At 65.2% G+C, this 25282-nt stretch carries 25 protein-coding genes and 1 pseudogene; 9 read left to right on the top strand and 17 right to left on the bottom strand.

Features of this window, described 5'->3' with window-relative positions:
* The first annotated feature begins 30 nt into the window (after positions 1–30).
* Positions 31–354: a hypothetical protein gene (locus ACXYMR_RS10655; RefSeq protein ID WP_458942844.1), complete on the top strand. Its 324-nt coding sequence runs from the start codon at positions 31–33 to the stop codon at positions 352–354.
* Between the two features lie 72 nt (positions 355–426).
* Here ACXYMR_RS10655 and ACXYMR_RS10650 read toward each other — a convergent pair whose 3' ends face one another.
* Positions 427–843, bottom strand: coding sequence for a flagellar FliJ family protein (locus tag ACXYMR_RS10650; RefSeq protein WP_458942843.1), 417 nt, complete (start codon positions 841–843; stop codon positions 427–429).
* Entirely contained in the window at positions 840–2180 is a 1341-nt protein-coding gene (fliI, locus tag ACXYMR_RS10645) for a flagellar protein export ATPase FliI (RefSeq protein ID WP_458942911.1), read from the bottom strand. The genes ACXYMR_RS10650 and fliI overlap by 4 nt, the downstream gene beginning before the upstream one ends.
* 504 nt (positions 2181–2684) lie before the next feature.
* Between fliI and ctrA the strand changes: the two genes are divergently transcribed.
* Positions 2685–3380, top strand: a complete 696-nt coding sequence (ctrA, locus tag ACXYMR_RS10640) for a response regulator transcription factor CtrA (RefSeq protein WP_458942842.1) — start codon at positions 2685–2687, stop codon at positions 3378–3380.
* A 143-nt stretch (positions 3381–3523) separates the two neighbouring features.
* On the opposite strand, the gene ACXYMR_RS10635 is transcribed toward ctrA, so the two are convergent.
* The 6 genes from ACXYMR_RS10635 to chpT all read right to left on the bottom strand — a co-directional run bounded on the left by ACXYMR_RS10635 (position 3524) and on the right by chpT (position 9980).
* Positions 3524–4360 (bottom strand): CheR family methyltransferase, encoded by an 837-nt coding sequence (locus ACXYMR_RS10635; RefSeq protein WP_458942841.1) that lies wholly within the window; start codon positions 4358–4360, stop codon positions 3524–3526.
* Between the two features lie 4 nt (positions 4361–4364).
* Positions 4365–5543: a protein-glutamate methylesterase/protein-glutamine glutaminase gene (locus tag ACXYMR_RS10630; protein ID WP_458942840.1), complete on the bottom strand. Its 1179-nt coding sequence runs from the start codon at positions 5541–5543 to the stop codon at positions 4365–4367.
* A gap of 11 nt (positions 5544–5554) precedes the next feature.
* Complete coding sequence (locus ACXYMR_RS10625) at positions 5555–5929, bottom strand: response regulator (protein ID WP_458942839.1); 375 nt, start codon at positions 5927–5929, stop codon at positions 5555–5557.
* 14 nt (positions 5930–5943) lie between these two features.
* The gene (locus ACXYMR_RS10620) at positions 5944–6429 is read right to left on the bottom strand and encodes a chemotaxis protein CheW (protein ID WP_458942838.1); all 486 of its coding nucleotides are present in this window, start codon (positions 6427–6429) and stop codon (positions 5944–5946) included.
* Positions 6426–9191: a hybrid sensor histidine kinase/response regulator gene (locus ACXYMR_RS10615; protein ID WP_458942837.1), complete on the bottom strand. Its 2766-nt coding sequence runs from the start codon at positions 9189–9191 to the stop codon at positions 6426–6428. Before ACXYMR_RS10615 ends, ACXYMR_RS10620 begins: the two co-directional genes overlap by 4 nt.
* Before the next feature lie 117 nt (positions 9192–9308).
* Positions 9309–9980, bottom strand: a complete 672-nt coding sequence (gene chpT / locus ACXYMR_RS10610) for a histidine phosphotransferase ChpT (protein WP_458942836.1) — start codon at positions 9978–9980, stop codon at positions 9309–9311.
* 227 nt (positions 9981–10207) lie between these two features.
* Here chpT and ACXYMR_RS10605 point away from each other — a divergent pair, with 227 nt between their 5' ends.
* From ACXYMR_RS10605 to arsB, 4 genes are all read left to right on the top strand, one after another.
* Entirely contained in the window at positions 10208–11686 is a 1479-nt protein-coding gene (locus tag ACXYMR_RS10605; RefSeq protein ID WP_458942835.1) for a peptidoglycan DD-metalloendopeptidase family protein, read from the top strand.
* Positions 11687–11927: 241 nt separating this feature from the next.
* The gene (locus ACXYMR_RS10600) at positions 11928–12374 is read left to right on the top strand and encodes a glyoxalase superfamily protein (RefSeq protein WP_458942834.1); all 447 of its coding nucleotides are present in this window, start codon (positions 11928–11930) and stop codon (positions 12372–12374) included.
* A gap of 201 nt (positions 12375–12575) precedes the next feature.
* On the top strand, positions 12576–13049 hold the full coding sequence (locus ACXYMR_RS10595; RefSeq protein ID WP_458942833.1) for an arsenate reductase ArsC: 474 nt from the start codon (positions 12576–12578) through the stop codon (positions 13047–13049).
* On the top strand, positions 13046–14116 hold the full coding sequence (arsB, locus tag ACXYMR_RS10590; RefSeq protein ID WP_458942832.1) for an ACR3 family arsenite efflux transporter: 1071 nt from the start codon (positions 13046–13048) through the stop codon (positions 14114–14116). The genes ACXYMR_RS10595 and arsB overlap by 4 nt, the downstream gene beginning before the upstream one ends.
* Positions 14117–14155: 39 nt before the next feature.
* On the opposite strand, the gene clpB is transcribed toward arsB, so the two are convergent.
* From clpB to ACXYMR_RS10565, 5 genes are all read right to left on the bottom strand, one after another.
* Positions 14156–16771 carry an ATP-dependent chaperone ClpB gene (clpB, locus tag ACXYMR_RS10585; RefSeq protein WP_458942831.1) on the bottom strand — a complete coding sequence of 872 codons (2616 nt, stop codon included), beginning with the start codon at positions 16769–16771 and terminating at the stop codon, positions 14156–14158.
* Between the two features lie 993 nt (positions 16772–17764).
* A complete protein-coding gene (locus tag ACXYMR_RS10580) occupies positions 17765–18448 on the bottom strand; it encodes a DUF4167 domain-containing protein (protein ID WP_458942830.1) in 684 nt (227 codons plus the stop codon).
* Between the two features lie 213 nt (positions 18449–18661).
* Positions 18662–19606 carry a peptide chain release factor N(5)-glutamine methyltransferase gene (gene prmC, locus ACXYMR_RS10575; protein ID WP_458942829.1) on the bottom strand — a complete coding sequence of 315 codons (945 nt, stop codon included), beginning with the start codon at positions 19604–19606 and terminating at the stop codon, positions 18662–18664.
* Entirely contained in the window at positions 19603–20673 is a 1071-nt protein-coding gene (gene prfA / locus ACXYMR_RS10570; protein ID WP_458942828.1) for a peptide chain release factor 1, read from the bottom strand. The genes prmC and prfA overlap by 4 nt, the downstream gene beginning before the upstream one ends.
* Positions 20674–20732: 59 nt before the next feature.
* On the bottom strand, positions 20733–21149 hold the full coding sequence (locus ACXYMR_RS10565) for an MAPEG family protein (protein WP_458942827.1): 417 nt from the start codon (positions 21147–21149) through the stop codon (positions 20733–20735).
* A gap of 243 nt (positions 21150–21392) precedes the next feature.
* On the opposite strand from ACXYMR_RS10565, the pseudogene ACXYMR_RS10560 reads away from it, so the two are divergent.
* Both ACXYMR_RS10560 and ACXYMR_RS10555 read left to right on the top strand, forming a co-directional pair.
* Positions 21393–22016, top strand: a pseudogene (locus ACXYMR_RS10560) (AAA family ATPase); the annotation flags it as partial.
* A gap of 356 nt (positions 22017–22372) precedes the next feature.
* On the top strand, positions 22373–22840 hold the full coding sequence (locus tag ACXYMR_RS10555; RefSeq protein WP_458942826.1) for a hypothetical protein: 468 nt from the start codon (positions 22373–22375) through the stop codon (positions 22838–22840).
* Here ACXYMR_RS10555 and ACXYMR_RS10550 read toward each other — a convergent pair.
* Together ACXYMR_RS10550 and ACXYMR_RS10545 are read right to left on the bottom strand one after the other, a co-directional pair.
* Positions 22837–23199 carry a DUF4112 domain-containing protein gene (locus ACXYMR_RS10550; RefSeq protein ID WP_458942825.1) on the bottom strand — a complete coding sequence of 121 codons (363 nt, stop codon included), beginning with the start codon at positions 23197–23199 and terminating at the stop codon, positions 22837–22839. The genes ACXYMR_RS10555 and ACXYMR_RS10550 overlap by 4 nt on opposite strands.
* A 3-nt stretch (positions 23200–23202) precedes the next feature.
* Positions 23203–23361 carry a YqaE/Pmp3 family membrane protein gene (locus ACXYMR_RS10545; RefSeq protein WP_458942824.1) on the bottom strand — a complete coding sequence of 53 codons (159 nt, stop codon included), beginning with the start codon at positions 23359–23361 and terminating at the stop codon, positions 23203–23205.
* Positions 23362–23591: 230 nt separating this feature from the next.
* On the opposite strand from ACXYMR_RS10545, the gene ACXYMR_RS10540 reads away from it, so the two are divergent.
* Positions 23592–23972: a hypothetical protein gene (locus ACXYMR_RS10540; RefSeq protein WP_458942823.1), complete on the top strand. Its 381-nt coding sequence runs from the start codon at positions 23592–23594 to the stop codon at positions 23970–23972.
* On the opposite strand, the gene ACXYMR_RS10535 is transcribed toward ACXYMR_RS10540, so the two are convergent.
* Together ACXYMR_RS10535 and ACXYMR_RS10530 are read right to left on the bottom strand one after the other, a co-directional pair.
* On the bottom strand, positions 23969–24622 hold the full coding sequence (locus ACXYMR_RS10535) for an LON peptidase substrate-binding domain-containing protein (protein WP_458942822.1): 654 nt from the start codon (positions 24620–24622) through the stop codon (positions 23969–23971). The genes ACXYMR_RS10540 and ACXYMR_RS10535 overlap by 4 nt on opposite strands.
* 54 nt (positions 24623–24676) lie before the next feature.
* Entirely contained in the window at positions 24677–25189 is a 513-nt protein-coding gene (locus ACXYMR_RS10530) for a DUF1993 domain-containing protein (protein WP_458942821.1), read from the bottom strand.
* Positions 25190–25282: the final 93 nt, after the last annotated feature.

Genomic DNA, 25282 nt, shown 5'->3' with positions numbered 1-25282 from the left:
ACAGATTGCGCGAGGGGGGCGCCAATCACCATGTACGAGACCCTGCTGGACCGGCTGGCTTCCGGCTTCACACCCTTTGACTGGTGGCTGATCATCGTGCTTTCGCTGATCATGGCATTGATCATGCGGCGTTGGGGCCAATGGCCTGCAGCAGCCGGCCTCGCATTCGTGATCGATGCGATGGCGCCATTCTTCTACCGGCTGGCCACCGGACTGCCGGCCAATTTCGCCTTCGACCTGACCTTCGCCCGCCTCGACGCCAATGGCGGCGTCGTAGTGCTATTGCGTCTGGCGCTGTACCTGCTGGTGATCGGGGCCCTGTTCTGGTCGAAGCGGACCTGGGGGCCGCGCTAACCGCACGGCCTGCCCCGGACTTCCCCTGCCCCGGCCCGATCGGCCGGGGCGTCCCCCCTGCGTTGCAAATGCCTAGTGCCGACGCGCGTGCCGGATCTGGGCGATCTCGTCGAGCTCGTCCTGTTCGGCAGTACGCAGCGCCTTCTCAATATGCGCCAGGCGGCGCTCCTCGAGCAGCTCGTACTTCTTGAGGTCCTGGAAGGCTTCACCGAGGCGAGCCCGGAGCGCATCGGCCTGCACTTCGACTTCGTCGAGCGACAGGCGGATGTTCTCCTTGCGCTTGATCACGGCCTGGGCATAGGAGCCATAGGCCACAAAGCCTTCCTTGGACGCCGTGGCCGCTGCCTGCTCTTCGGGAACGGACGCTTCGAGACGTTCGATCTGTCCGAGCAGGGCCTGCCGGGAATTGTCCAGTTCGGCCATCTGTTTCTGCAATTCTTCGACCTTGAACCGGGCCAGCCGGATCAAGGGTTCATGTGAGCGTGTCATGTCCGCCCTCCTTCACCACCCAAAATCTCGGCCAGCATCGCGTGGCTTGTGGCGATGTCCGCCGCCTCGTCTTTCTGCTGGCCAAGGAACGCTTCCAACGGTTCGTTGAGAGCAATGGCCCGGTCAACCGCCGGGTTCGATCCCTGGGAATAGGCTCCCAGTCGGATGAGTTCCTCCATGTCGGAATAGGCCGACAGGAGTTTGCGAGCTTCCGCCACCAGGGGGCGCTCTGCAGGATCATAGACTTCCGGAGCCGTCCGGCTCACGGACTTGAGGACATCGATGGCGGGGTAGCGGCCCCGTTCGGCAATCGTGCGGCTCATCACCACGTGACCGTCCAGGATGCCGCGAACAGCATCGGCAATCGGCTCATTGTGGTCGTCACCGTCAACGAGGACCGTGAACAGTCCGGTGATGGTGCCCTGCTTGCCGCCATCGGTGCGCTGCGGCCCCGGGCCGGCGCGCTCGAGAAGGCGCGGCAGTTCGGCAAAGACCGAAGGCGTGTAACCGCGCGTCGTCGGCGGCTCGCCGGCCGCCAGCCCGATCTCGCGCTGAGCCAGGGCAAATCGTGTGACGCTGTCCATGAGGCACAGCACATCGAGACCCTGATCGCGAAAATACTCTGCTGTCGTCAATGTGAGATGGGCCGCCTGACGGCGCGCGAGGGCAGGTGCGTCCGAGGTTTCGGTAATCACGACAGATCGCTTGCGACCCTCCGGCCCCAGCACGTCCTCGGTGAATTCCCGGGCTTCCCGGCCTCGTTCACCGATCAGGCCGATGACAATGACGTCAGCATCGCAGGCCTGGGCCAGCATCGACATCAGGACCGACTTGCCGACGCCCGAACCGGCAAAAATGCCCAGTCGCTGGCCGCGACGCATCGGAACAAAGGAATTGAGCACCCGCACGCCGAGATCCAGCCGCTCGCCGAGCCTGGCGCGGCCATGCGCGCCGGGCGGATTACCCTTGAGAGGATAGGCCACGGATCCGTCATTCAGCGGTCCGCCGGCATCCAGCGGGCGACCGAAACCATCCAGCACGCGCCCGAGCCAGCTGCGGCTGGGCCGAACCACGGCGGCATCCGGCTGCAGCCGCGCCTTGGCACCCGGGCGAATACCCTCGAGCGGTCCAAACGGCATCATCAGGGCGGTCTCGCCCCGGAAACCGACGATTTCGCATTCGGCTTCGCCCTGCCCGGTCTCGATCACGGCATGCGCTCCCAGCGACAGGCCCGCCTTGGGGCCCTCCGCTTCGACCAGAAGGCCGTTGAGCGCTGTGACGCGGCCTTCCAGCACGCGGTCGTCCAAGCGTTCAACACGTTCGATCAGGGTCTGCATCATGCGGTTTGGGCCGCCTTTATTGCGGGGCATCATTGCCGTCCATTTCGCAGTCTAGGGTGAGCGCGTTGCATTGTCGTAAACACCCGGCAAAAAATGCACCGGGACCGCACATTGAGTGGCGGACTCGATTCTGCGCAGCGAGTCTCGAGGAGATTCGAGAATGCTGTGGATAACCATATCGCCATTCCGACGGCAATCTCACGGCAGGATTTCGGCCGGAAATGCCGGCAAACCGGCCCTTACCGGTGATACTTTATGCGTGGGATATTTGATAAATGTCCAATGACAGTGCGTTTTTCGCCCCAAGACCCGACGTTAACCATTGAACCGTTAACGTGATTTGTGAATCAAGTCGCCGGGGCCTCCTGACGATTCCGCTCGCGGGTCAAGGCGTGGTTAACTTTCATTAAGGGTTTCCGCCTAGCGTCGAATTAAGGTTAATCACGTGAAGAGGCCGGGCGACACCTGTGCGGCCGGGCAGCGCAACTGGAGGCGAACCAAATGCGGGTTCTTCTTATTGAGGACGATCGGGCCACCGCCCAGTCGATCGAGCTGATGCTGAAGTCGGACGGCTTCAACATCTACACCACCGATCTGGGCGAAGAAGGCGTGGATCTGGGCAAGCTGTATGATTACGACATCATCCTGCTGGACCTGAACCTCCCGGACATGCCGGGCTTCGATGTTCTCAAGACACTGCGTGTCTCCAAGGTCGATACGCCCATCCTGATCCTGACCGGCAATGCCGACATCGACAACAAGGTCCGCGGACTGGGTTGCGGTGCCGACGACTACATGACCAAGCCGTTCCACAAGGACGAGATGATCGCCCGTATCCACGCGATCGTGCGCCGCTCGAAGGGCCATTCCCAGTCGATCATCCGCACCGGCTCTATCGCCGTGAACCTGGACGCCAAGACGGTCGAAGTCGAAGGCCAGCGCGTTCACCTCACCGGCAAGGAATACCAGATGCTGGAGCTGCTTTCGCTGCGCAAGGGCACGACCCTGACCAAGGAGATGTTCCTCAATCATCTCTATGGCGGCATGGACGAGCCGGAGCTCAAGATCATCGACGTGTTCATCTGCAAGCTGCGCAAGAAGCTCGCCGCCGCCACCAATGGCGAACACCACATCGAGACCGTCTGGGGCCGTGGCTATGTGCTGCGCGACCCGGTCGAGGAAAAAGCCGCGTCGTGAGCCCTGTCTGACGTGATGACCTTGAAAGCCCGGGCCTGAGGCCCGGGTTTTTCTTATGTCGGCACCCGGTCGCCCGAACACAAAAGACCCCACAGCGAGCGCTGCGGGGTCTTTGTTGTGTTGGGTCTAGCGTTCAGCCGAGATCAGGCGGCAGCACTCTTGGCGGCCTGGGCCCGGCCATACAGGCCGCGCTTGCCTTCAACCGGCGTATAGTCGCGCGAAAGCCCGACAACGGTCTCCGCCGCGCCCATGACGAGATAACCGTCGGAGGCTGTCTGCGTAGCCAAACGCGCCAGAATCTTCTTCTTGGTATCGGCATCGAAGTAGATCAGCACGTTGCGGCAGAAGATCAGGTCGAACGTGCCCATGCCGGCGAAGTTCTCGAGCAGGTTCTGCTTCTTGAAGGTCACCATTGAGCGCAGGTGCGGCTTGATCCGCCACTGATCGCCCGTCTGGTCGAAATGCTGCACCAGACGCTGGATCGGCAGGCCACGCTGGACCTCGAACTGCGAATAGACGCCGGCCTTGGCCTTCTCAAGCACGCGCCCGGCCATATCGGTTGCGACGATCTCGAACCGCATGTTGCCGAGACGGGCGCGCTCCTCCTCGAGGATCATGGCGAGGGAATACGGTTCCTGACCCGAGGAACAGGCAGCACACCAGATACGGATCGATCCGGTCCGGCCCCGGGCCCGCGACAGGACCGGCAATACTTCCTGCTTGAACAGGTCGAACGGCGTGTTGTCACGGAAGAAAAATGTCTCGTGCGTGGCCAGGGCCTCGGTGATCGACCACAGGATCCGGCCGGAGGTGTCGCGCCGGGCAGCGCCGATCAGCGCCTCGATGGACGGATATCCTTCGGCCCGGGCCAGCGGCGCCAGGCGGCTTTCCAGCAGATACCCCTTGTCGACAGACAGGACGAGACCGGAACGCTTGTAGGCTTCAGCAGCGACGTATTTGATATCTTCTACTTGGATCATGGTTCTAGCTTCCACCCTTCGCACGCCGAACGATGCCCGGTCCTATCTGGACCAGTGGCAGGATTTCGTGGGCCAGGCCCGTGGTCGCGACCGCACCCGGCATGCCCCAGACGATACTCGTGGCCTCGTCCTGGGCAATAATGGTTCCACCGGCATCCCTCAGGATACGGCTGCCGTCGCGTCCGTCATGGCCCATCCCGGTCAGGATGACACCCAGCGCCTGTCCATCCGTGGCCTCGGCGACGGACTGAAACAGCGGGTCGACGGCCGGCCGACAGAAATTGATCGGCGGTGACTGATCGAGCTCGGCGTAGAAACCGGCAGCGTCCTTGCGGACGGTAAAGTGAAAATCGCCGGGCGCCACATAGATGCAGCCGCCCTTGAGACGCTCGCCGTGAGCCACTTCCTTGCACGGCAGCTTGCTCGCCTTTTCCAGGTGTTCCGCCAGGATCTTGGTGAACAGCGCCGGCATGTGCTGGGCGATCACGATGGGCATTGTCACGCCCTGGGCAAAGGTGGCCACCACATCGCGAAGCGCTTGCGGTCCACCCGTGGAGGAACCGATGGCGATGATGGCAGGCTTGCCGACCTTCCGGGGTGTCTTGCTGGGCGGCGCCTTGACGGGTACCACCGGAGCGGGTGCGGCGGACCGGGGACGGGCGGCCGGCGAGGCCGGGTTGGCACGGCCGGTCGGCACGGCGGAAGGTGCCGGGGGAATGTCGCGCTGGGACGGCACCGGCGGGATCGGCCGCGGCGCCAGCGCCTTCAGCTTGGCCAGCAGGTCGACACGGAACTCCTCGGCTCCCGCCAGACGGCCAGCCTGCGGCTTGGAGGCGTAGTCGGCAGCGCCCATCGACAGGGCTCGGATGGTCACTTCGCCGCCACGACGCGTCAGCGTCGAGGCCATGACGATACGGCAACCCGGTGCAACTTTCAGAAGCTGGGGAAGAGCGGCCAGACCGTCCATCTTGGGCATTTCGACATCAAGCACGATCAGGTCGGGCTTGAGTTCGGCGGCCTTGGCGAGGGCCTGCTCACCATCGACGGCGGAGCCGACCAGCGTCAGATCTGGATCTTCTTCAACCCATCGGGTCATCAGCCCCCGCGCGACGGCGGAGTCATCGACGACAAGGACCCGGGCAATGGAGGAGGATGGCGGTGCGCTCGTGGCGGGTTCCGACATGGGAATCGTCCTTACGAAGCGCGCAGCAAACCAGTCTGCTGAAACTTGGATTCAATGATGTCGCCGTCGAACGGCTTCATGACGTATTCGTCGGCACCGGCGCGCAGCGCCTCGGTGATGTGCGACATGTCGTTCTCGGTCGTGCAGAACACGACGATAGGACGGTCACCGCCCTCCTCGCGACGCAGGGCCTTGACGAAATCCAGCCCGTTCATCACCGGCATGTTCCAGTCGAGAAGTACGGCCTCGGGCATCTGCTTGCGGCAGGCATCAAGGGCTTCCGACCCGTCAGCCGCCTCAACGCAGTTAAAGTCAAGTTCTTCGAGAATTTTGCGGGCGACCTTGCGGATAACGCGGGAGTCGTCGACGACGAGACAGGTTTTCATCCTGGCACCTTTCTTTATGCGGCCTCTGCCTTGGCTCCGGCGTTTCCGATCACAGCGGACACATCCAGGACGGCGAGCAGTTCTTTGTCGAGCCTGTGAACGCCCTTCACCATTGATCGCCAGTTGGCGTCCACGTGGGCCGGGACAGGCTCCAGTTCAGCGCGTGGTCGGCGAAGAACTTCCCCTACACTGTCCACGATAAGTCCAAATATTTCGCTACCACGCTCGACGCCGAGTGCCATTCCAGACTCGGTATCTTGTCGCGGCGGCAGACCCAGCCGGCGCCGGGCGTCGATGGCGGTCACGATGCGGCCACGCAGATTGAGCAATCCGGCGACCTCGCTGGGAGCCAGCGGAACAGCGGTCACCGATTGCGGAGCGAAAACTTCGCGGATGGCGTCGACCGGCGCGCCGAACAACTGGTTCCCGATGCGAACGGAAACGTACTCGTTCATCGCCTCGGCGCTGAGCTCGGAACTGTCGTTGTGGTGCGCACTCATGCCACCTTCTCCTCTTGAGCCACTTCATCAAGGGCTGCGATCAGGGCACCGCGATCGGACCGCGGCAACACGTAGCGAAGGCCTTCGCTCTGGGCTTCTTCCGGCCAATCGGTCACGGCGAGAGCCGGCAGCTCCGGCCACAAGCCCTGTGACTGGATGCGGGCCAGGGCAGCAGGGTCACCGACCAGCGCATCAAACTTCTCTCCAGCTTCAGCAATCGCCTCGACTTCATGCATGCCGCCGGTCGGCGTGACGTCGTAGCCGGCAGCAGCCAGCAGCGGAGCAATCATGCGACGGGCGAAGGCGTCGGCGTCCACGAGCAGAACCCGGCGACGGTGCTTGCTGGAACGACGCTGCACACTGCCGGCCCGCGACTGGTCGAGATACCAGGCGATGTCGACCACATCGGTCGCCTTGCCCTTGATGATTGCCGAGCCGATAACGCCCTGCTTGTCCGAGCTCATCTGAAGGTCAACGCGCTCCTCCACGACGTCGACGATCTGGTCGACGGCAAGGCCGATAGCGGTGTGGTCTTCGGCGAACACCAGAACCGGCTGGCGCTGGCCTTCGGCGCAACGGATTTCGTCGCCCAGCGGAACGATTGGCATCAGGCGGCCGCGATACTGGACAACCCGACGGCCATTCGTGGATTCGATCGCGGACGGATCGAACTCTTCGAGACGCGTGACGAGGGCCAGCGGGACCGCCTTGGGTTCGGAGCCTCCGGCGCGCACCAGCAGCAGGCGCTGGGTCTGGTTGGCTTCGGCGATTGCGGCGGCGGTGGCTTCGCTGGTGATATCGTCCTCCATGGCGTCGACAATCTCACCGGCCAGACCGTTGGGGTCCAGGATCATGATGACAGAGCCATCGCCGAGGATGGTCGCGCCGGAATAGGCGTTGACTGCGCGCAGGCTGTCGGAGAGCGGCTTGACCACGATTTCCTCGGTGTCGAGGACATTGTCGACAACCAGGCCGACATTTCGACCGCCGGCATCGAGCACGACCACAAAGCCGGTCTCGTTGTCGCCACCTTCAAACGCCTTACCGACGCCCAGCACGTCGTGCAGGTCGACCAACGGCATCAGCCGGTCGCGCAACCGCATGACACGGGCGTCCTTGAGGGTTTCCACGGTGTGCTCGGAGCCTTCACCGACCCGCACCAGCTCACGCACGGCAAGCTGGGGGATAGCGAAGCGTTGCTCGTCACAGCCGATGATCAGGGCCGAGACAATGGCCAGGGTCAGCGGGATCTTGATCGAGAATTTGGAGCCCTTGCCAGCCGTGGACGAGACATCGACGACGCCACCGATCTGCTCGATATTGGTGCGCACCACATCCATGCCGACACCGCGACCGGACAAGTTGGTGACCTTGGCGGCCGTCGAGAAGCCTGGGGCAAAGACGAAACGGTGGATCTGAGCCTCGGTCAGGCGCTCCAGTTCGTCATGCGTGGTGAGGCCCTTCTCGAGAGCCTTCTCGCCGATGCGCTGGGTGTTGAGCCCCTTGCCGTCATCAGCGATGGAAATAATGATGTGCCCACCTTCATGGTAGGCTGACAGCTTGATCTTGCCTTTTTCGGGCTTGCCTTCGGCAACGCGCTCCGCGGGAGTTTCCAGGCCGTGATCAGCGGAATTGCGCACCATATGGGTGAGCGGATCCTTGATCAGTTCGAGAACCTGGCGGTCAAGCTCGGTGTCCTCGCCCTCCATCTCCAGTTCGATTTTCTTGCCGAGATCGGTGGAAACATCGCGGATGATACGCGGCAGTTTCCGCCAGGCATCACCGATCGGCTGCATGCGGGTCTTCATGACGCCGTCCTGCAGCTCACCGGTCACGGCCGACAGACGCTGGAGCGGGCCCTTGAGTTCCTCGTCTTCCAGGCCGCGCACCGTCTGCATCAGCTGGTTCCGCGTCAGGACGAGTTCGGAAACCGTGGTCATCAGGGCTTCGAGGACATCGACACCGACGCGCACGGTCTGCTGGACCCGGGGTCCACCCTCCTGGGCACCCGGCGCGGCATCGCCACCCTTGAGTTCGGCCATCGCGGTATGCAGGGCTTCCGCCTTGCTCATGTCGGCAGTGATGACGCTGGCGGGTGCCGGGATTTCGACTTCCGGCTCGGCGCTCGCAAATGCCGCTTCAAGTTCGGCAGCGGAAACCTCTCCGGGGCGAAGTTCGCGGCCAAGGTCGGGATCGAAATCACCAACGCCAAGATGCTCGGCTGGTGCCGGAGCTTCGGCGGCGGCCTCGCCTTCGACCGGCGTCTCATTGAACGCGGCTTCCAGATCGGCCAGGGAGACCTCGCCCGGACGCAGCTCGCGGCCCAGGTCATTATCCCAGTTCTCGGGCTGCGAAGGTTCTTCTTCAACCACTGGCTCGACCGACTTGCCCATGGCGGCGTCTTCGAGGCGTCCGATCAGCTCGCTGTCATCGCCCGCCGGTTCGCTGCCGGTCGCCTCAAGCGATTCCAACACCACCTTGATCTGGTCAATGGCTTCGAGAACCAGGGTAACCATCGGTGGGCTGACCTTGAGGTCACCGTCACGGAATTTCCCGAGCAGGGTCTCGCCAGCGTGTGCGACCGCCTCTAGGCGTGGCAGGCCCAGAAACCCGCATGTCCCCTTGATGGTGTGCAGGAGGCGGAAAATGTTGTCGAGAATGGCCCGGTCTTCCGGGTTGTTCTCGAAACGCACCAGCTCGGCATCGATGACGTCGAGGCTTTCCGCCGTCTCCGTCAAGAATTCGCTGATGAGATCATCCATGGCAGGCCTCGTCCGGTTCCAAATCTACCGAACAGTGGCACGCGGTGGTTAACGGACTCTTGGCCGAGGCATCTGGATTTCAGATGACTGCCTCATACGATATGAGGACTTGGAAATTCAGCCGATCATGCCGGCCGGTGGCTCGACCAGCGCGACGAACTCCACACGGTCCTCATCGGTGTGCGCGGAGATCCGACCGCCGGCACTGCGGGCGATGAGGAAGGCGTAGAAGGGCTGGATCGAGCGGCCGTCAAAGCCGGTCTCGGGCGCCTGGCCGTCGAGGGCCAGCATGGTATTCTCCTCGACCCGCGCCCGGCGACCTTCCGAGACCACGCGCAGGCGCGCGCCTCCCGCCGCATCTGTCGCGCTGACCGTCACCGTGCCACCGCGCGGCGCCGCATCAACTCCGAGGATGCACATGTTCAGCAACAGGCGGGCGGCCGCCTTCTCAAGGCCGGGCGTCTCCACTTTCCAGACAATGTCCGGCTTCACCGCCGAGAACATGTTCTCGGTCAGGCGTTGCAGCTCCCGCGTATCGAGGACGCCCGGGGCCGATCCCCCTGCCCCGAAAGCGAGACGCGAGAATTCCAGCTTGGCCTGGGCCTGACGCGAACTCTCGCGAACCAGCTCCATGGCATCGTCATGCATGTCGGAATTCTCTTCGTCGTCCAGAACGCTCAAGGCGGCGCCAAGCGCAGACACGGGACTGACGAGATCATGACAGAGACGGGCGCAAAGTAGTGCGGCAAGCTCTTCGGCGGCGAGGTCGGCGGGGAGATCATCAAGCATGGGCGTAGCGATACATGATTCTTTATTATTCATGGCCAGAATGTCAGCATTGTTAGATAATCCTGCGTGTAAAGGGCTTGGCAACCGTTTCGGTCCAAGCCATGGTTCCCCGCAGACTGGGGAGGACGCCGCCGCCGTGCGAGCCCCGAGTATCGCACGGCGTGCTTTTTGCTTGGAACCAGTCACACGCAATGCCGAGTTCAGCCGAGCGGAGTATGGACGCAAACATGTCCGGATTTGACGTATCCCGTGCCGACACCCATCGCACCCGCGGCCTCGTCGCGTTTGCCAGCCTGACCCTGTCGACAGCGCTGCTTGCCGCGCTGCTGATGAGCGGTGAGCCGCAAAGCGATGCCTCGCCCTTCAGCGCCAGCGCCGAAGCCACCGAGACCACCGGGCGCTCCAGCGCCCTGGTCGGCACCGACGACCCACTGACCGGGTCGGGCCTGACCTCCCGGAGCCGGGGGGCCACCATCCTTGACACTCAGGAGCAGGCGCGCCTCTACCACGCCGCCTTCAACGAGTGCGCCTCGTGCCCGGAAGTCATCCAGATCGAGCGCGAAGTGCCGCGCGGTGGCACCCTCGCCGGCCTGCTTGACGATGCCGGCATCGACCGCGTCGAAGCCGCCAAGGCGGTGTCCGCGCTCAACACGATTTACGACCTGCGCTATCTGCGCGCCGGCGAACGGGTCAAGTTCTACTTCGAGACCAGCAGCGGCCTGGCCCGCCCGCAGGACGTCCTGCGCCTGACCGGCCTGTCCTTCCGTCCTGATGTCGACCGTTCGATCACGGTGTCGCGTACCTGGGACGACGAATTCCGGGCGCGCGAGACGATCGCCGAGTTCGATCGCGAGATCGTGCGCTCGGCGGGCTCGATCAATACCTCGCTCTATGTCGACGCCCTCAATGTCGGCGCCACCGACCGGGTGGTCGTGGAGCTGGCCAACGTGTTGGCCTATGCGGTCGACTTCCAGCGCTCGATCCAGCCCGGCGACCAGTTCGACATCGTGTTCGAGCGCTTCGTCGACGGCGACGGCACCACCGCGCGGACCGGCGACATCCTGTATGCCAGCTATACCAGCCGCTCGGGCGAGCCGAAGCAGTTCTTCCGCTACGAGACCGATGATGGCGGGGTGGGATATTACAATGAGGATGGCGAGAGCGCCGAGCGCCTGCTCATGCTAACGCCGATCAACGGCGCACGCCTGTCCTCGCACTTCGGTCGCCGGCGGCACCCGATCCTGGGCTATACACGGGCCCATAACGGCACCGATTTCGCCGCACCGACCGGCACTCCGATCTTTGCCGCCGGCAATGGCGTCGTGCAGCGCGCCAACCGCTTCGGCAGCTTCGGCAATTACGTGCGCATCCGCCACCCCAACGGTTTCGAGACCGCCTATGCCCACCTCAACGGCTTTGCCCGCGGCATCACCGCCGGCACCCGGGTGCGACAGGGTCAGGTCATCGCCTATGTCGGCACCACGGGCCGGTCGACCGGACCGCACCTGCACTATGAAGTCCACCAGAACGGCCGCCCGGTGAACCCGATGAATCTCGACTTGCCGACCGGCCGCCAGCTGGAAGAGGACGAGCTCGACGACTTCTTTGCCGAGCGCGACCGCATCATCGAGATCCGCGAGAGCGCTCCGGCCGCTGATGACAGCCAGCGCACCCTGCTGGCCGAGGCTGGTAGCGGCGCCCAGTAGGCCCACCCGGCGCGTCCGGTCACGTTCAGGCCCCGGTCCCAGGACCGGGGCTTTTTCGTGCGGCCGCCGGGTTGACGATCCGGGCGCCGCCCCGTAAGCGGACTACAGGGCCGAGGGATGCCCGCCGCTCGCAGATCGACCGATCCTGGTGAAATCCCCCGATGACAGATTCATCCTCCAGGTTTTCCTGCGGTGTGATGGCAAGGCGAGCCCCATCCGACAAACCGCATGCGAACCCTGCATGAGGCATGACATGTCCCAACCCCATCTTCCCGGTCTCGGTCAATTGAAGGCCCAGGCCAGGCGCCTTCGCACGACGCTCGAGAGCGAAGGCAATTTCATCTCCCACAGCGAGGCGCTGGAGCTTATCGCAAGCCAGTTCGGCTATCGCGACTGGAACACCCTGCACGCGGCAGTTGGTAACCGGCAGGCCGCACCCCTGGCCGTCGGCAATACCGTCTCGGGCCGCTATCTGGGCCAGGCCTTCACGGGCGAGGTGCTGAGCCTGAGCCGGCTGGGCGCAGGCGAACGCTACCGGATCACGCTTGATCTCGACACGCCGGTCGATGTGGTGCGCTTTGACAGCTTCTCCTCCTTCCGCCGCCGCATCCGGGCGACCATCGGCCGGGACGGGCGCAGCGACAGCCGGACGTCGGACGGTGCACCCCACCTCGTCCTAGGCCTCTAGCCGAGACGAAACGGGTCGGAGACTGCTGGCCAATGCCGGCGGCGGCGCGCCGTGGACGGTTTTCGGCTCTTCGATCAGGCCCCGGTCCGCGACCGGGGCCTTTTCGTGGCTCCGTCGCGACGGCGCGGCCCTGTCATCAAACCGTGACACCGCACCGCTATAGAGGCATTCCGGTTTCAGGCTTTTCAGCAGGCATCGCCCATGCTCGACATCCTCATCCTGTGCACCGGCAATTCGGCCCGCTCGATCCTCGCCGAGGCCCTGTTCAACGCCCACGCCGGAGGCCGGCTGCGCGCCCATTCCGCCGGATCGGACCCGACCGGGACGCCGCACCCGCTGGCCCTCGACCTGCTGGCCCGACGCGGCCATGACACGCGCGGCCTGAGCTCGAAGTCCTGGGATCGGTTCGCGGCGCCCGACGCCCCGCGCCTCGATGCCGTAATCACCGTGTGCGACCACGCCGCCGGCCAGGTCTGCCCGATCTGGACAGGTGCTCCAGTGTCGGCCCATTGGGGTCTGCCCGACCCGGCTGCGGAGACGGACCCGGAGGCGGCACGCGCTGCCTTTGCGGCCACCTATGATGCCCTCGACACGCGCATCACCCGCTTCCTCGATGCCCTCGACGGCTCCACGCCCGACGCCCTCAATCACGCTTTCGCCCAAGTGCCCGCATGACCGAAACGCCCGGCCCCGCCACCGAAGCCTCCCCGATCGGCCCGTTCGAGCGCTGGCTGTCGCTCTGGGTCGGTCTCGCCATCCTGGCCGGGCTGGCGCTCGGCACGGTCCTCCCCGACCTGTTTGCGGCCCTGGGCCGCATGCAGCTGGCTTCGGTCAACCTGCCGATCGCGCTGCTGATCTGGGCCATGGTCTTCCCGATGATGGTCAATATCGATTTTGCCAGCCTGTCGCGCATCGGCGAGCGGCCGAAGGGGCTGGTGATCACGCTGGTCGTCAACTGGCTGATCAAGCCCTTCACCATGGCCGGCCTCGCGGTCCTGTTCTTCCAGACCGTGTTTGCGCCGCTGATCGCGCCGGCCGATGCCCAGCAATACATCGCCGGACTGATCATTCTCGGGGCCGCGCCCTGCACGGCGATGGTCTTCGTGTGGTCGCAGCTGACCCGGGGCGACGCGACCTACACGCTGGTCCAGGTCGCCGCCAATGACGTCATCATGGTGTTCGCCTTCGCGCCGATCGTCGCCTTCCTCCTGGGGGTCACCGATATCGCTGTGCCGTGGGATACGCTGCTGCTCTCGGTCGGCCTGTATGTCGCGGCGCCGCTGCTGGCCGGCTGGCTGACCCGGCGGCATCTGATGCGCGGCCGCAGCGCCGAGGCCGGCCAGGCCCGGGTCATGGCCTTCACCGACCGCATCAAGCCGGCTTCCATTCTCGGCCTGGTCGCCACCGTGGTCATCCTGTTCGGCTTCCAGGGCGATGTCATCGTGCAGCAGCCCCTGGTCATCGCCCTGATCGCGGTGCCGCTGCTGATCCAGGCCTATGGCATCTTCTTCGTCGCCTATGGCGCGGCCTGGCTGTGGCGCACGCCGTTCGCGGTGGCGGCACCGTGCGCGCTGATCGGCACGTCCAATTTCTTCGAGCTCGCCGTCGCCGTGGCCATCTCCGTGTTCGGCCTCAATTCCGGCGCCGCCCTGGCCACCGTGGTCGGGGTGCTGGTCGAGGTGCCGGTGATGCTGTCCCTCGTCGCGTTCGCCAACCGGACCAAGGGCTGGTTCCGCGCCTGACGGCAACGAAAAAGGGGCGCCGAAGCGCCCCTTTCCCGACTAGTTCAGCGCCGCTTCCAGCGGCCGCGCGGCCCCGACCGCGACGCCATTGATGGTCAGCACGCCGGCCTCGGTCGACACGTCGATGGCATCGCCATCCTTGATCTCGCCCTGCAGCAGGAGCCGCGCCAGGGGATCCTGGAGCTCCTTCTGGATGACCCGCTTGAGCGGGCGGGCACCATAGGCCGGGTCGTAGCCCTTCTCGGCCAGCCAGTCGCGGGCCGAGGCGTCGAGCTCGATCGACATGCGGCGATCGCCCAGCAGGCGCTGCAGATAGCCCATCTGGATGTCGACGATGGCGCCCATGTGCTCGCGGGCGAGCTTGCGGAACAGGATGATCTCGTCGATCCGGTTGAGGAATTCGGGACGGAAATGTCCGCGCACCACGCCCATCACCTCGTCGCGGGCCTGCTCGGCCTCCTCGACCGCCTGCAGGTATTCGGCCCCGAGATTGGAGGTCATGATGATGATGGTGTTGCGGAAATCGACAGTGCGCCCCTGTCCGTCCGTGAGACGGCCATCATCAAGCACCTGGAGCAGCACGTTGAAGACATCCGGGTGCGCCTTCTCGATCTCGTCGAACAGCACGACCTGGTAGGGCCGGCGGCGCACGCTCTCGGTCAGCGCCCCACCCTCGTCATAGCCGACATAGCCCGGCGGGGCGCCGATCAGGCGGGCCACCGAGTGCTTCTCCATGTATTCCGACATGTCCATGCGGGTCACCGCATGCTCGTCATCGAACAGGAAGTCGGCGAGCGACTTGGTGAGCTCGGTCTTGCCGACACCGGTCGGACCGAGGAAGAGGAAGGAGCCGATGGGGCGGGCCGGGTCCTTCAGACCCGCGCGGGCGCGACGGACCGCGTCGGACACGGCCGCCAGGGCTGCGTCCTGGCCGACCACGCGTTGCTGCAACTGGTCTTCCATGCGCAACAGCTTGTCGCGCTCGCCCTCGAGCATCTTGTCGACCGGCACGCCGGTCCAGCGCGACACGACATGGGCGATCTGTTCGTCGTCGACGACTTCCTGGACCATGGCCCCGGCGGCATCATCATCGGATTCCTGCTCGGCTTCCGCGAGCTGACGCTCCAGCTTGGGCAGGCGGCCATACTTGATCTCGGACGCCTTGCCGAGATCGCCGCGCCGTTCGGCATCGGCGAGCTCGTTGCGGGCCCGGTCGATCTCTTCCTTCAGCGTGGTCGAGGACGCCAGCTTCTCCTTTTCCGCCCGCCAGGTCGCGGTCAGCTCGGCGGACCGGCTTTCCAGTTCGGCGATCTCGCGCGAGATCTTCTCGAGCCGCTCCTTGGAGGCCGCGTCGCTTTCCTTCTTGAGGGCTTCCGCCTCGATCTTGAGCTGGATGGCGCGGCGATCGATCTCGTCGAGTTCCTCCGGCTTGCTGTCGACCTGCATGCGCAGGCGCGATGCGGCCTCGTCCATCAGATCGATGGCCTTGTCGGGCAGGAAACGGTCGGTGATGTAGCGGTTGGACAGGTTGGCCGCAGCGACGATGGCGCTGTCGGCAATGCGCACGCCGTGGTGCACCTCGTACTTTTCCTTCAGGCCGCGCAGGATCGACACCGTGTCCTGGACCGAGGGCTCCTCGACCATGACCGGCTGGAAACGGCGGGCGAGTGCGGCGTCCTTCTCGACGTGCTTGCGGTACTCGTCCAGCGTCGTGGCGCCGATGCAGTGCAGCTCGCCGCGGGCCAGCGCCGGCTTGAGAAGGTTGGAGGCATCCATGGCGCCATCGCCCTTGCCGGCCCCGACCAGCGTATGCATCTCGTCGATGAAGAGGATGATCTGGCCGTCGGCGGAGGTCACCTCGTTGAGCACGGCCTTGAGGCGCTCCTCGAACTCGCCACGGTATTTGGCACCGGCAATCAGGGCGCCCATGTCGAGCGCGAGCAGGCTTTTTTCCTTGAGGCTCTCAGGTACATCGCCATTGACGATGCGCAGCGCGAGGCCCTCGGCGATGGCCGTCTTGCCCACGCCGGGCTCGCCGATCAGCACCGGATTGTTCTTGGTCCGGCGGGACAGGACCTGGATGGCGCGGCGGATTTCCTCGTCGCGACCGATCACCGGGTCGAGCTTGCCCTCGCGCGCCACCTCGGTGAGGTCGCGGGCGTATTTCTTCAGAGCCTCATAGCTGTCCTCGGCCGACTGGCTGTCAGCGGTACGGCCCTGGCGCAGATCATTGATGGCAGTGTTGAGGGCCTGCGGCGTGACGCCGGACGCCTTGAGCAGGTCATGCGCCTTCGAGCCCGGGGTCAGCGACAGGGCCTGCAGAATGCGCTCGGCAGAGACGAACTGGTCGCCGGCCTTCTTGGCGGCTTCCTCGGCCGCTCCGAACAGCTTGGCGGTGTCGGGCGCCAGGTAGAGCTTGGCTTCGCCCCCCTCGACCTTGGGAATGGCGGCCAGGGCCTGGTCGGTACCGTCCTGGATCTGGCGCACCCGCCCGCCCGACGCCTTGACGAGATTGGCGGCAAGGCCGCTTTCATCGTCAAGCAGGGCCTTGAGGATGTGAACCGGCGTGAATTGCTGGTGGCTTGATTTCAGGGCCAGGCCCTGAGCGGCCTGGATGACCGACTTGGCGCGGTCGGTATAGCTCTCAAAATCCATGTGGATCTCCCTTGAAGGCGAGATGATGGTCTATTCACCGCCTTGATCAAGCACGGTGATTTGTGGTTGCGAGAGATATGGGTGTGGCCGCGAGAGCACACAAGTGGAGCGCCCCGTATTTTTGCCAGTCGGGTCTGTCGCGCACGCCTGATAGCACCACGGCGCCTCCGCCTGGCGGTATGATGAGGATGCGGGACGGTGCAGACGTCCTGCGAAACTAAAACTGGACGTGGACACCGTCCCGCATGCGGAGATCTGACCGGGCCTCGAAGGACCCGAGTTGGCAAGGCGGGCTGGTCTGGAACGGTCCTCCAATAGTGCCGCTCCGCGCCGCCCGCAGCCCCGCCGGGGTCGCCGGCCGACATGACCGACCGACCCGGACGAGCTCCGCTCTCCCCGCCCCCCCGGTTGTCTAGGCCGGGCCTCGAGCTGGTGCGAGGACGGGGGAAGTGTCTCACGGGTCAGAGGGGGTGGGGATGAAACGGGGCGAAAAAAGGAGACGCCCTCTGATTTCATTGAGGAAACCGCCACGGACGGTCGCTGAGAGTGCGGAGAAAAAAATTTTATGACCGCGTGAGCCTCCCTCTCCCTGGGGAGAGGGATCGAGGGAGAGGGGGAATGGCGAGGTCTGTCCGGAGAGTGTTTTCGTGTGGCGGGGACTCTCCGGAAGGGGCGGTGTCTCCCCCCTCATCCGCCCCTTCGGGGCACCTTCTCCCCGGGGAGAAGGGGTGATGGAACCTGCCTCACGCAGGTCCTCCCCCATCAAGGGGAAGAACCACGTCCGGTGCGTCCCACACGCCTGCGCGGCAGGGGAGCTGGCGGCGCCAGCCCGCCTGAGGGAGAAATGTGCGGCTGACTCACCCCCTCCGCCATCCCCCGGCGCAAGGCCGGGGTCGGCACCTCCGCCGCTTCGCAGGGGAGGGGGTCGAGAGGCAAGAAAAAACCCGCGGCCGGGGGCCGCGGGTCTTGTCTGCAGACGGGAATGCGAAGGCCTCAGGCGGCTTCGCTCTCGCCGTCGTCATCGCCGCCGGCGCGGTCGGCTGAGGACGCCTTTTCGAGGGCCTCGGAGGCTGCGGCCTTGTCGGCTTCGATCTGGGCCTTGGTGCGGCGCGGACGGCGGGTGCGGCGCGGGGCCTCGTCGCCGGCCGGCTGGCCGGACTTCTCTTCGCCGGAACTGTCGGACTTGTCGTCACTGCGCGAGGACGGCTGGTCGCCTTCCGGGGTCACGACATTGAGCGGGTCCTTGCCTTCATTGTCGCCGCCCTGACCGCGGTTCTGGTCACGACCGCCACGCTGCTGGCGATTGCCGCGACCGCGGCGCTCGCGCGGCTCGCGCTGGTCACGGTTGTCACGCGACTGGCGCTGCGGCTGCTCATTGCCGTCGATGTCATTGTCATCGCTGTCATCGTCGGAACTGTCCTGGTCGGACGTGTCGTCGGAATTGGCGTCGCGCTTGGGCATGTTGGCCTGGACAATGCGCAGATAGTGCTCGGCGTGCTGGTAGAGATTCTCGGCCCGCACCCGGTCACCCGAAGAGGACGCATCCCGCGCCAGCTGCAGATACTTGTCATAGATCTGCGCGGCATTGCCCCGGATTTTGACTTCCGGACCATTACTTTCATAGCTGCGGTTAGCCGAATTTCCGGACTTCCGTCCCCGGCCGCGTTGACGCTTCATATCGCCTATCCCTGTCTAACAGCGATTGTCATTCAAACTTCGGGCTTTGCTGTGCATTTGCAGGTCGCAAGCCTGTGCGCCGCTGGTCACTTGGGTCATCGAATTGGCCGGATAATGGCAAGTGGTTCATCCGGCCGCGCGAGACCCCCGTACTGGCGCGTTCCACTTGCCTAGGGCGACCCTAGACTGGCTCAGGCGCCATTCCAACCCTTTTTAGCGGTTACCGGCCGGGGTCTGCGCCAGCACCACCCGGTCATTGCCGGCCAGGTCGCGGCAGACTTCGACGTCCTGCAGCCCGGACTGCGCCGCCAGCGCGCTCACCGCCTTGGCCTGGTCGTAGCCGATCTCCAGCGCCACCAGACCGCCCGGGACAAGAACGCGGCCCATGTCGGCCAGCAGGATGCGGTAAGCGTCAAGCCCGTCTGCGCCGCCATCAAGGGCCATGGCCGGCTCGTGGTCGCGCACTTCCGGTTCGAGACCGGCGAGCACCCGGGTCGCGATATAGGGCGGGTTGGAGACCACGATGTCGGCAGCGCCCGCGTCCAGCGTGCTGGTCCAGTCGGCGACCATGAAACGCGCCCGGTCGGCCAGCCCGTTGGCCGTCGCATTGCGGCGCGCGACATCGAGCGCGGCGGGCGAGTGGTCAATGCCGAGACCGGTCCAGGCGGGCCGCTCGCTGAGCAGGGCCAGCAGGATGGCGCCGCTCCCGGTGCCAAGGTCGACGAGGTCGTGCGGCGTGTTGCCCGCACGTTGCAGCACGGCCTCGACCAGGGCCTCGGTGTCGGCACGCGGTGTCAGCACGTCCGGGGTCACTTCCAGGTCGAGAGTCCAGAAAGGCTGGCTGCCCAGCACCTGGGCCAGCGGGCGACGCTGCAGGCGCATCCAGGCGAGATCGGACAATTCGGCTATGGTCTGCCAGGACACCAGCGCCGGATCCGCAAGGGCCGCCGCCAGCGTGGTGTCGCCAAGGGCGTGCTGGATCAGGAAACGTGCCTCGGCCGGGGCCTCGTCAATACCGGCCAGCGACAGGCGCCCCACGAGATCCTTCTGGATAGCGGCGAGGTCGAGCCCGAGCCAGGCCTGGCGCAGCGGCTTGCTTTCCGCCGCCTGGAAGGCCTCCAGCGACTCTCCCACGAGATCGTCGAAGGATCGGGTCACGCGTCCTCGAGCGCCGCCAGGCGGGCCGCCTGGTCTTCGGCGATAAGGGCGGAGATGACCTCGTCGAGCTCATCGCCGGCGACGATCTGGTCGAGCTTGTAGAGGGTCAGGTTGATGCGGTGGTCGGAGACCCGGCCCTGGGGGTAGTTGTAGGTGCGGATGCGCTCGGAGCGGTCGCCGGAGCCGATCTGGCCCTTGCGCTCGGCGGCGCGTTCGGCCGCCGCGGCCTCGCGCTGCATGTCGTAGAGCTTGGCCTTGAGGAGTTCCTGGGCGCGGGCCCGGTTCTGGTGCTGGGATTTTTCCTGGCACACCACGACGAGGCCGGTCGGCACGTGCGTCATGCGCACGGCGCTGTCGGTCTTGTTGACGTGCTGGCCGCCGGCCCCGGACGCGCGCATGGTGTCGACGCGGACATCGCCCATGTTGAGCTCGATATCGATGTCTTCGGGCTGCGGCATGATGGCGACGGTGGCGGCGGACGTGTGGATGCGGCCCTGGCTCTCGGTGGCCGGCACGCGCTGCACGCGGTGCACGCCGCTCTCGAACTTCAGACGCCCGAACACGCCGGCGCCGGACACCGAGGCGATGACTTCCTTGTAGCCGCCATGCTCGCCCTCGGAGGCCGAGACCAGTTCCCAGGTCCAGCCGCGCAGCTGGGCGTAGCGCTGGTACATGCCGTAGAGATCGCCGGCGAACAGGGCCGCCTCGTCGCCGCCGGTGCCGGCGCGGATCTCGATCAAGGCGTTGGCGCTGTCATCCTTGTCCTTGGGCAGGAGCAAGAGGCTCATCTCGTGCTCGAGCTCGGGCAGGCGCTCCTTGAGCGCGTAGTATTCCTCGCGCGCCATCTCGGCCATTTCGGCGTCGCCGCCATCCATCATCTCGGCCAGGTCCTCCAGCTCGGCGCGCGCGGCCCTGAGCTGGTTGGCCATGTCGGCCACCGGCTTCAGCTCGGCATGCTCCTTGGAGAGCTTGACGATTTCATCGGGATTGCCGGCGGCGCCCAGGCGGGCTTCCACCTGTTCGAACCGGTCGATGACCTGGGAGAGTCGGGCTTCGGGTGCGTGCATGCGCTCCCGTTAGCACCAAGCGGCGGCGAAGAAAATCCTTCGCCGCCGCTCGGGCCGGATCAGACCAGCGCCGCGAACAGGTTGCGCAGGGCGATGATGACGAGGACCAGCGAGCTGGCCACGAAGACGAAGAAGCGTACGGGAATGTAGTTCCACAGCGCCTGGATCAGGGAATGGGTGATGCGCAGGGCGACATAGATGAAGGCCAGCGCGATGTTGAGCTCGTCCGCCACACCGACGAGATGGCTGTAGAAGCACAGGGCGTAGAAGATCACCGGCTGTTCGTGCAGGTGATTGTAATTGTCGGCGACGCGGCGCACTTCCAGCGGCAGCACGTCGAGCTCGCTCTTTTCCTTGAGGCGGCCGGCCTTGAGGCCCGCCTTGTACATGGCCGGAATGCGCGTGGCGTACATCCACGCCCACATGACCAGCGACCACAGGATCAGCGCCAGGACCGGCGAAAGCATGGTTTGCATTGGTGTCCCTCCCTCAAATGCAATTCCGGTTTAGCGGCCCCGGGGCAAACTGGCGAGGGTCAGGCCTGAATGGCGGCCATTCGCCAGAATTCTGCCACCCCGCCCTGAAGCAGGAGCCCAATCCAGCAAGCATTCCCGGGATTTGCGGCAAATTCTCTTCAAGTTCGGCTCAAACTCGCGGGCCGCGCTTAGCCTGCGTGCAAGACCTGCCTGTTGTCATGGAGGCGATCAGGAGGATCAGTCATGTCGCACCAGGCCAGGGTCATCGTTTTCGCGTCCCAGAAGGGTGGGTCGGGCAAGACCACGGTGTCGGCCCACATGGCGGTCGAAGCGGAGCGCTGCGGCGCCGGCCCGGTTGCCCTGATAGACACCGACCCGCAGGGCTCCATGGCCAAGTGGTGGAATGCCCGGGCTGGCGACACCCCCGCCTTCGCCCATGCATCAGTCCAGCGCCTCGGCGAGGACATTGCCGAGCTGGACGCGGCCGGCTATCGCCTGATCGTCATCGACACACCCCCCGCCGTCACATCGACCATCGCCGAGGTCATCACCCATGCAGACCTGGTTGTGCTGCCGACCCGGCCCAGCCCGCACGACCTGCGCGCGGTCGGCCCGACCGTCGACATTGTCCAGGGACAGGGCAAGCCGCTCGTCTTCGTCGTCAATTCCGCCACCGCACGCGCCCGGATCACGGCGGAGACGGCGGTGGTGCTGTCGCAGCACGGCACGGTGGCCCCGGTCAATCTGCACCATCGCGTCGACTTTGCCGCCTCGATGATCGATGGCCGGACCGTCGGCGAGGTCAATGCCGAAAGCCGCTCGGCCCAGGAAGTCAGCCAGCTCTGGCGCTATCTCGCCGACCGCATCCTGCGGCTCGGCGGTCCGGGCCTGGACACCATCGATACGCCTCGCGAAACCTTCGAGGATCACCTGCTCACCCCGGCCAGCACCCCCACGCCGCCCCCGTCCAGACCCCGGACGGAGCGGCGCCAAGCTGGCCCCGCCGACCCCGGCACGACGGCTACCCCCGCCGTTGTGCCGGGCCCGGCCCCATTCGGGACATCGGTTCACCCAACGGCGAAGACCGCGGACACACCATGGGACGGCCGTGACCGCCGCCAGGCGGATGTCGGACCACCGGCGGGCAAGCCGGACCGGCGCCGGGCCCACCAGCCCTTCGGGCGGCGCCACGCAACCCAGGCCTGGACGTCAGGAGACCCCAGATGAGCGGAAAGTTTGCCAGCCTGCATGCCGGCCTGCTGGCCCGCAAAGGCCACGCCCAGCCGGCCCAGCCCTCAGCGCTGGGCCAGGTTGACTATGTCGATCACGGTCCGCCCCCCGTGCGGCCCGCTTCGGTGCCCGGCCCGCAGCGCCCTGTCGCCACGCGGCGCCCACCCCGCCCGGTTGACGCGGACCCGCTGGCACAGCCGGACAGCCATCCGTGCTGCGGCGGCCAGCGTCTCGCCGAACTGGCGTCACGCCTGCCCACGTCGCACGGCCCCCTCACCTGCCGGGCCCAGATGCGCCTCGACAGCGAGCAGAAACGCCGGCTGCAGACCGCCGCCCTGCAGCTGGGCTGGTCTCAGCAACGCATCATGGCCGATGCCCTCGATGACTGGCTCGACAAGCTGGCAGGGGATGAATTGGGAAACTGCGCTTGCATGCAGCGGCGCCCAGATACGGAGGACTAGGTCACCGGCTCGGCCAGATCGCCGCGGCGCTGCAGATGGCGCCGGATGATTCCGACATTGCGTCGATTGGCCTTGAAGCCGATATCAAACAGGTCGCCGAGCAGCGGAATGGCCCCGATCAACCCGTCGATCAGGGCATTACCCAGCATCACGAGCTTCAGGTGCCACGGCACGCCGAGGCGGTGGGCGCGCAGGATCAGCCAGGCGGCGGGCAGGAAGCTGACGACGTCGCCAATCCCCGGAACCAGTCCGAGCAGACTGTCCAGTCCGAATCGGATCGAGGTTCCGGGGATCTTGAAACGCGAGTCCAGCCAGTCGGCGAGACTTTCCAGCCGGCGAATTTCGTCGGCCGCATTCATGGATCAGCGCCGGGCAATGATCCACACGGCATGGATGATGCCGGGAATGTAACCCAGCAGGGTCAGGAGAATGTTGAGCCAGAAGTGCAGGCCCAGACCGACCTGCAGGAAGACGCCAAGAGGCGGCAGAAGAATAGCAAGGATGATGCGAATAATGTCCATTTGTGATCCCTCTGGTTTATTGGCTGAAAATGCCGGTCGTCATGGTCTGCTGATGAAACGCGTCTTTGATCAGCAAGTTCCATGGCCCTCAAGACGATTTCATCGAGGTCAGCGAGTTCCACACCAATTGCCGTGACCGGCAAAAGCCATCGCAAGGCCTTGTCCTTGCCGCAATGTGAGCAAGATTAAACCCAAATAGGGCGCCCCAAGCCGCTGCCGGACCCGTGATCATGGCGCAAGCCTTTTCCATTCCCGGATGTGAAATCCGCTTCGACAACGGCCGGCTTGAGCTGCGCAGCGACGGACCGCGGACGCCCGCCCTGCTGGAAGATTCGCAGAGAGCGCTTGAAATTCACCTGAAATGCCACGCCGTGAGCTCCGCCCTGATGGACGTGCGCGGCGCCGAGTATGAAATGAACTCCGCGAACTGGAGCCAAACCGCGCGCACCATGGCCCGCCTGTTCCGGGACTGCGACCTGGCAGTGGTGTGCCGGTCGGATCAAACGGGGCAGATGAAGGAAGTCATCGAGGCCCACAAGGACCATGGCGGCAAGAGCCAGTGCTTCAGCTCCCGCACACAAGCCCTGCCCTGGCTCAACGGCACACGCTAGTTGGGGCCGGTCGGACCGGGATGCCCGATGCGCACAAGGTAACCCGCGACGATGTCCTGCATCACGGCGACGCGCGCCGGGGCATTGGCGGCCTCCAGCAGACGCTGGCGGTCGGCAGCCGCGAACGGCGCCTGCATGGCCAGCTCGTCGACCAGGAGCGTCAGCTCAGTCCGCTGCAGCAAGCCGGGCTCGACCCGGACGCCTTCGGCACCGAGCCAGGCGGTCAGGAGCTGCACGAGGCGCCCGCGCTCGGCTTCGACAGGCGCGTGCGATGCGTCCGGATCGAGATCGCCGGCGAATGCCGCAAAGTCAGGCTTGCCGATGCGATAGGGCGTCGGCGCGTCGCTTTCCCCAACCAGCCGGAACCGGCTCACGCCCTCCAATTCGATGAGATAGCGACCGTCCGAGGTTTCACGAAAGGCGACCAGCTTGCCGGCGCCACCAATGTCGGCGAGAGCCGGCTGCGAGGCGTTGCCACTGTTGCGGGTCTGGATGATGCCGATCATGCCGCCATCCGCTCGCACATCGTCCACCATGTTGAGGTAGCGCGGCTCGAAAACATTGAGCGGCAGGCGCAACCCGGGCAACAGAATGGCACCGCGGAGCGGGAAGAGCGGCAGGTGCGTCGGCAATTTGGTCAAATAGGTCATGGCCAAGAAGTAGGGCGTCGGTCCAGCCAACCAAGGGGCAGACCCAGCGCGGCGCTAGCGGCTGATGCCCATCATGTCCGCCTTGCCGATCGGGACACCGATATGCCGCAGGATGGCATAGCTGGCTGACGCGTGGAAGAGCACGTTGGTGATGATGAAATTCTGCAGGTAGGCCTGACGCGGCAGGGTCATTTCACGGTCCCGGCCGGCCGGAAAAGTGATGTCGCTGTCCGGGGACGCATCGATGGCGGCAGTATCGAGGCTCTCGATCACCGAGCGGGCACGGTCCAGGCGCTCGCGCAGACTGGCGAAATCGGTTTCGTCATCCGCCATCGAAACCGGATCGACACCGGCAAGCCGCGACAGTCCGCGCATCGAGAAATCGGATATCAGCTGCACCTGGCGGACCAGCGGAAACATGTCGGGAGCCAAGCGCCAGTTGAGGTACACGCTCTCCTCCACGCCATGCTCGCGGGCATGATCGGCGGCCTTGGCGAGAATACCGTCCATGGCCTTGAAAGCCTGGTCGAGCTGGGTGCGGGCAATGCTTGAAAGCGTAATCGTCATGGGGTCCCCCGGATCGGTTTCAGTCCGATATGGGAGAGGCCGGATGGGTGCACAAGAGCTGGCCACGAATACGGGCCAGGGGGGGGGGGGGGG

The sequence above is a fragment of the Maricaulis sp. CAU 1757 genome (assembly GCF_054482675.1).
Note: the sequence above shows the minus strand (reverse complement) of the source record. Positions and strands in the feature narration are given on the sequence as shown.

Bases quoted from the DNA above. Each gene is read 5' to 3' on its own strand.
- ACXYMR_RS10655 (WP_458942844.1), top strand. From the start codon at position 31: ATGTACGAGACCCTGCTGGACCGGCTGGCTTCCGGCTTCACACCCTTT.
- ACXYMR_RS10650 (WP_458942843.1), bottom strand. From the start codon at position 843: ATGACACGCTCACATGAACCCTTGATCCGGCTGGCCCGGTTCAAGGTC.
- fliI (WP_458942911.1), bottom strand. From the start codon at position 2,180: ATGCAGACCCTGATCGAACGTGTTGAACGCTTGGACGACCGCGTGCTG.
- ctrA (WP_458942842.1), top strand. From the start codon at position 2,685: ATGCGGGTTCTTCTTATTGAGGACGATCGGGCCACCGCCCAGTCGATC.
- ACXYMR_RS10635 (WP_458942841.1), bottom strand. From the start codon at position 4,360: ATGATCCAAGTAGAAGATATCAAATACGTCGCTGCTGAAGCCTACAAG.
- ACXYMR_RS10630 (WP_458942840.1), bottom strand. From the start codon at position 5,543: ATGTCGGAACCCGCCACGAGCGCACCGCCATCCTCCTCCATTGCCCGG.
- ACXYMR_RS10625 (WP_458942839.1), bottom strand. From the start codon at position 5,929: ATGAAAACCTGTCTCGTCGTCGACGACTCCCGCGTTATCCGCAAGGTC.
- ACXYMR_RS10620 (WP_458942838.1), bottom strand. From the start codon at position 6,429: ATGAGTGCGCACCACAACGACAGTTCCGAGCTCAGCGCCGAGGCGATG.
- ACXYMR_RS10615 (WP_458942837.1), bottom strand. From the start codon at position 9,191: ATGGATGATCTCATCAGCGAATTCTTGACGGAGACGGCGGAAAGCCTC.
- chpT (WP_458942836.1), bottom strand. From the start codon at position 9,980: ATGCTTGATGATCTCCCCGCCGACCTCGCCGCCGAAGAGCTTGCCGCA.
- ACXYMR_RS10605 (WP_458942835.1), top strand. From the start codon at position 10,208: ATGTCCGGATTTGACGTATCCCGTGCCGACACCCATCGCACCCGCGGC.
- ACXYMR_RS10600 (WP_458942834.1), top strand. From the start codon at position 11,928: ATGAGGCATGACATGTCCCAACCCCATCTTCCCGGTCTCGGTCAATTG.
- ACXYMR_RS10595 (WP_458942833.1), top strand. From the start codon at position 12,576: ATGCTCGACATCCTCATCCTGTGCACCGGCAATTCGGCCCGCTCGATC.
- arsB (WP_458942832.1), top strand. From the start codon at position 13,046: ATGACCGAAACGCCCGGCCCCGCCACCGAAGCCTCCCCGATCGGCCCG.
- clpB (WP_458942831.1), bottom strand. From the start codon at position 16,771: ATGGATTTTGAGAGCTATACCGACCGCGCCAAGTCGGTCATCCAGGCC.
- ACXYMR_RS10580 (WP_458942830.1), bottom strand. From the start codon at position 18,448: ATGAAGCGTCAACGCGGCCGGGGACGGAAGTCCGGAAATTCGGCTAAC.
- prfA (WP_458942828.1), bottom strand. From the start codon at position 20,673: ATGCACGCACCCGAAGCCCGACTCTCCCAGGTCATCGACCGGTTCGAA.
- ACXYMR_RS10565 (WP_458942827.1), bottom strand. From the start codon at position 21,149: ATGCAAACCATGCTTTCGCCGGTCCTGGCGCTGATCCTGTGGTCGCTG.
- ACXYMR_RS10555 (WP_458942826.1), top strand. From the start codon at position 22,373: ATGAGCGGAAAGTTTGCCAGCCTGCATGCCGGCCTGCTGGCCCGCAAA.
- ACXYMR_RS10550 (WP_458942825.1), bottom strand. From the start codon at position 23,199: ATGAATGCGGCCGACGAAATTCGCCGGCTGGAAAGTCTCGCCGACTGG.
- ACXYMR_RS10545 (WP_458942824.1), bottom strand. From the start codon at position 23,361: ATGGACATTATTCGCATCATCCTTGCTATTCTTCTGCCGCCTCTTGGC.
- ACXYMR_RS10540 (WP_458942823.1), top strand. From the start codon at position 23,592: ATGGCGCAAGCCTTTTCCATTCCCGGATGTGAAATCCGCTTCGACAAC.
- ACXYMR_RS10535 (WP_458942822.1), bottom strand. From the start codon at position 24,622: ATGACCTATTTGACCAAATTGCCGACGCACCTGCCGCTCTTCCCGCTC.
- ACXYMR_RS10530 (WP_458942821.1), bottom strand. From the start codon at position 25,189: ATGACGATTACGCTTTCAAGCATTGCCCGCACCCAGCTCGACCAGGCT.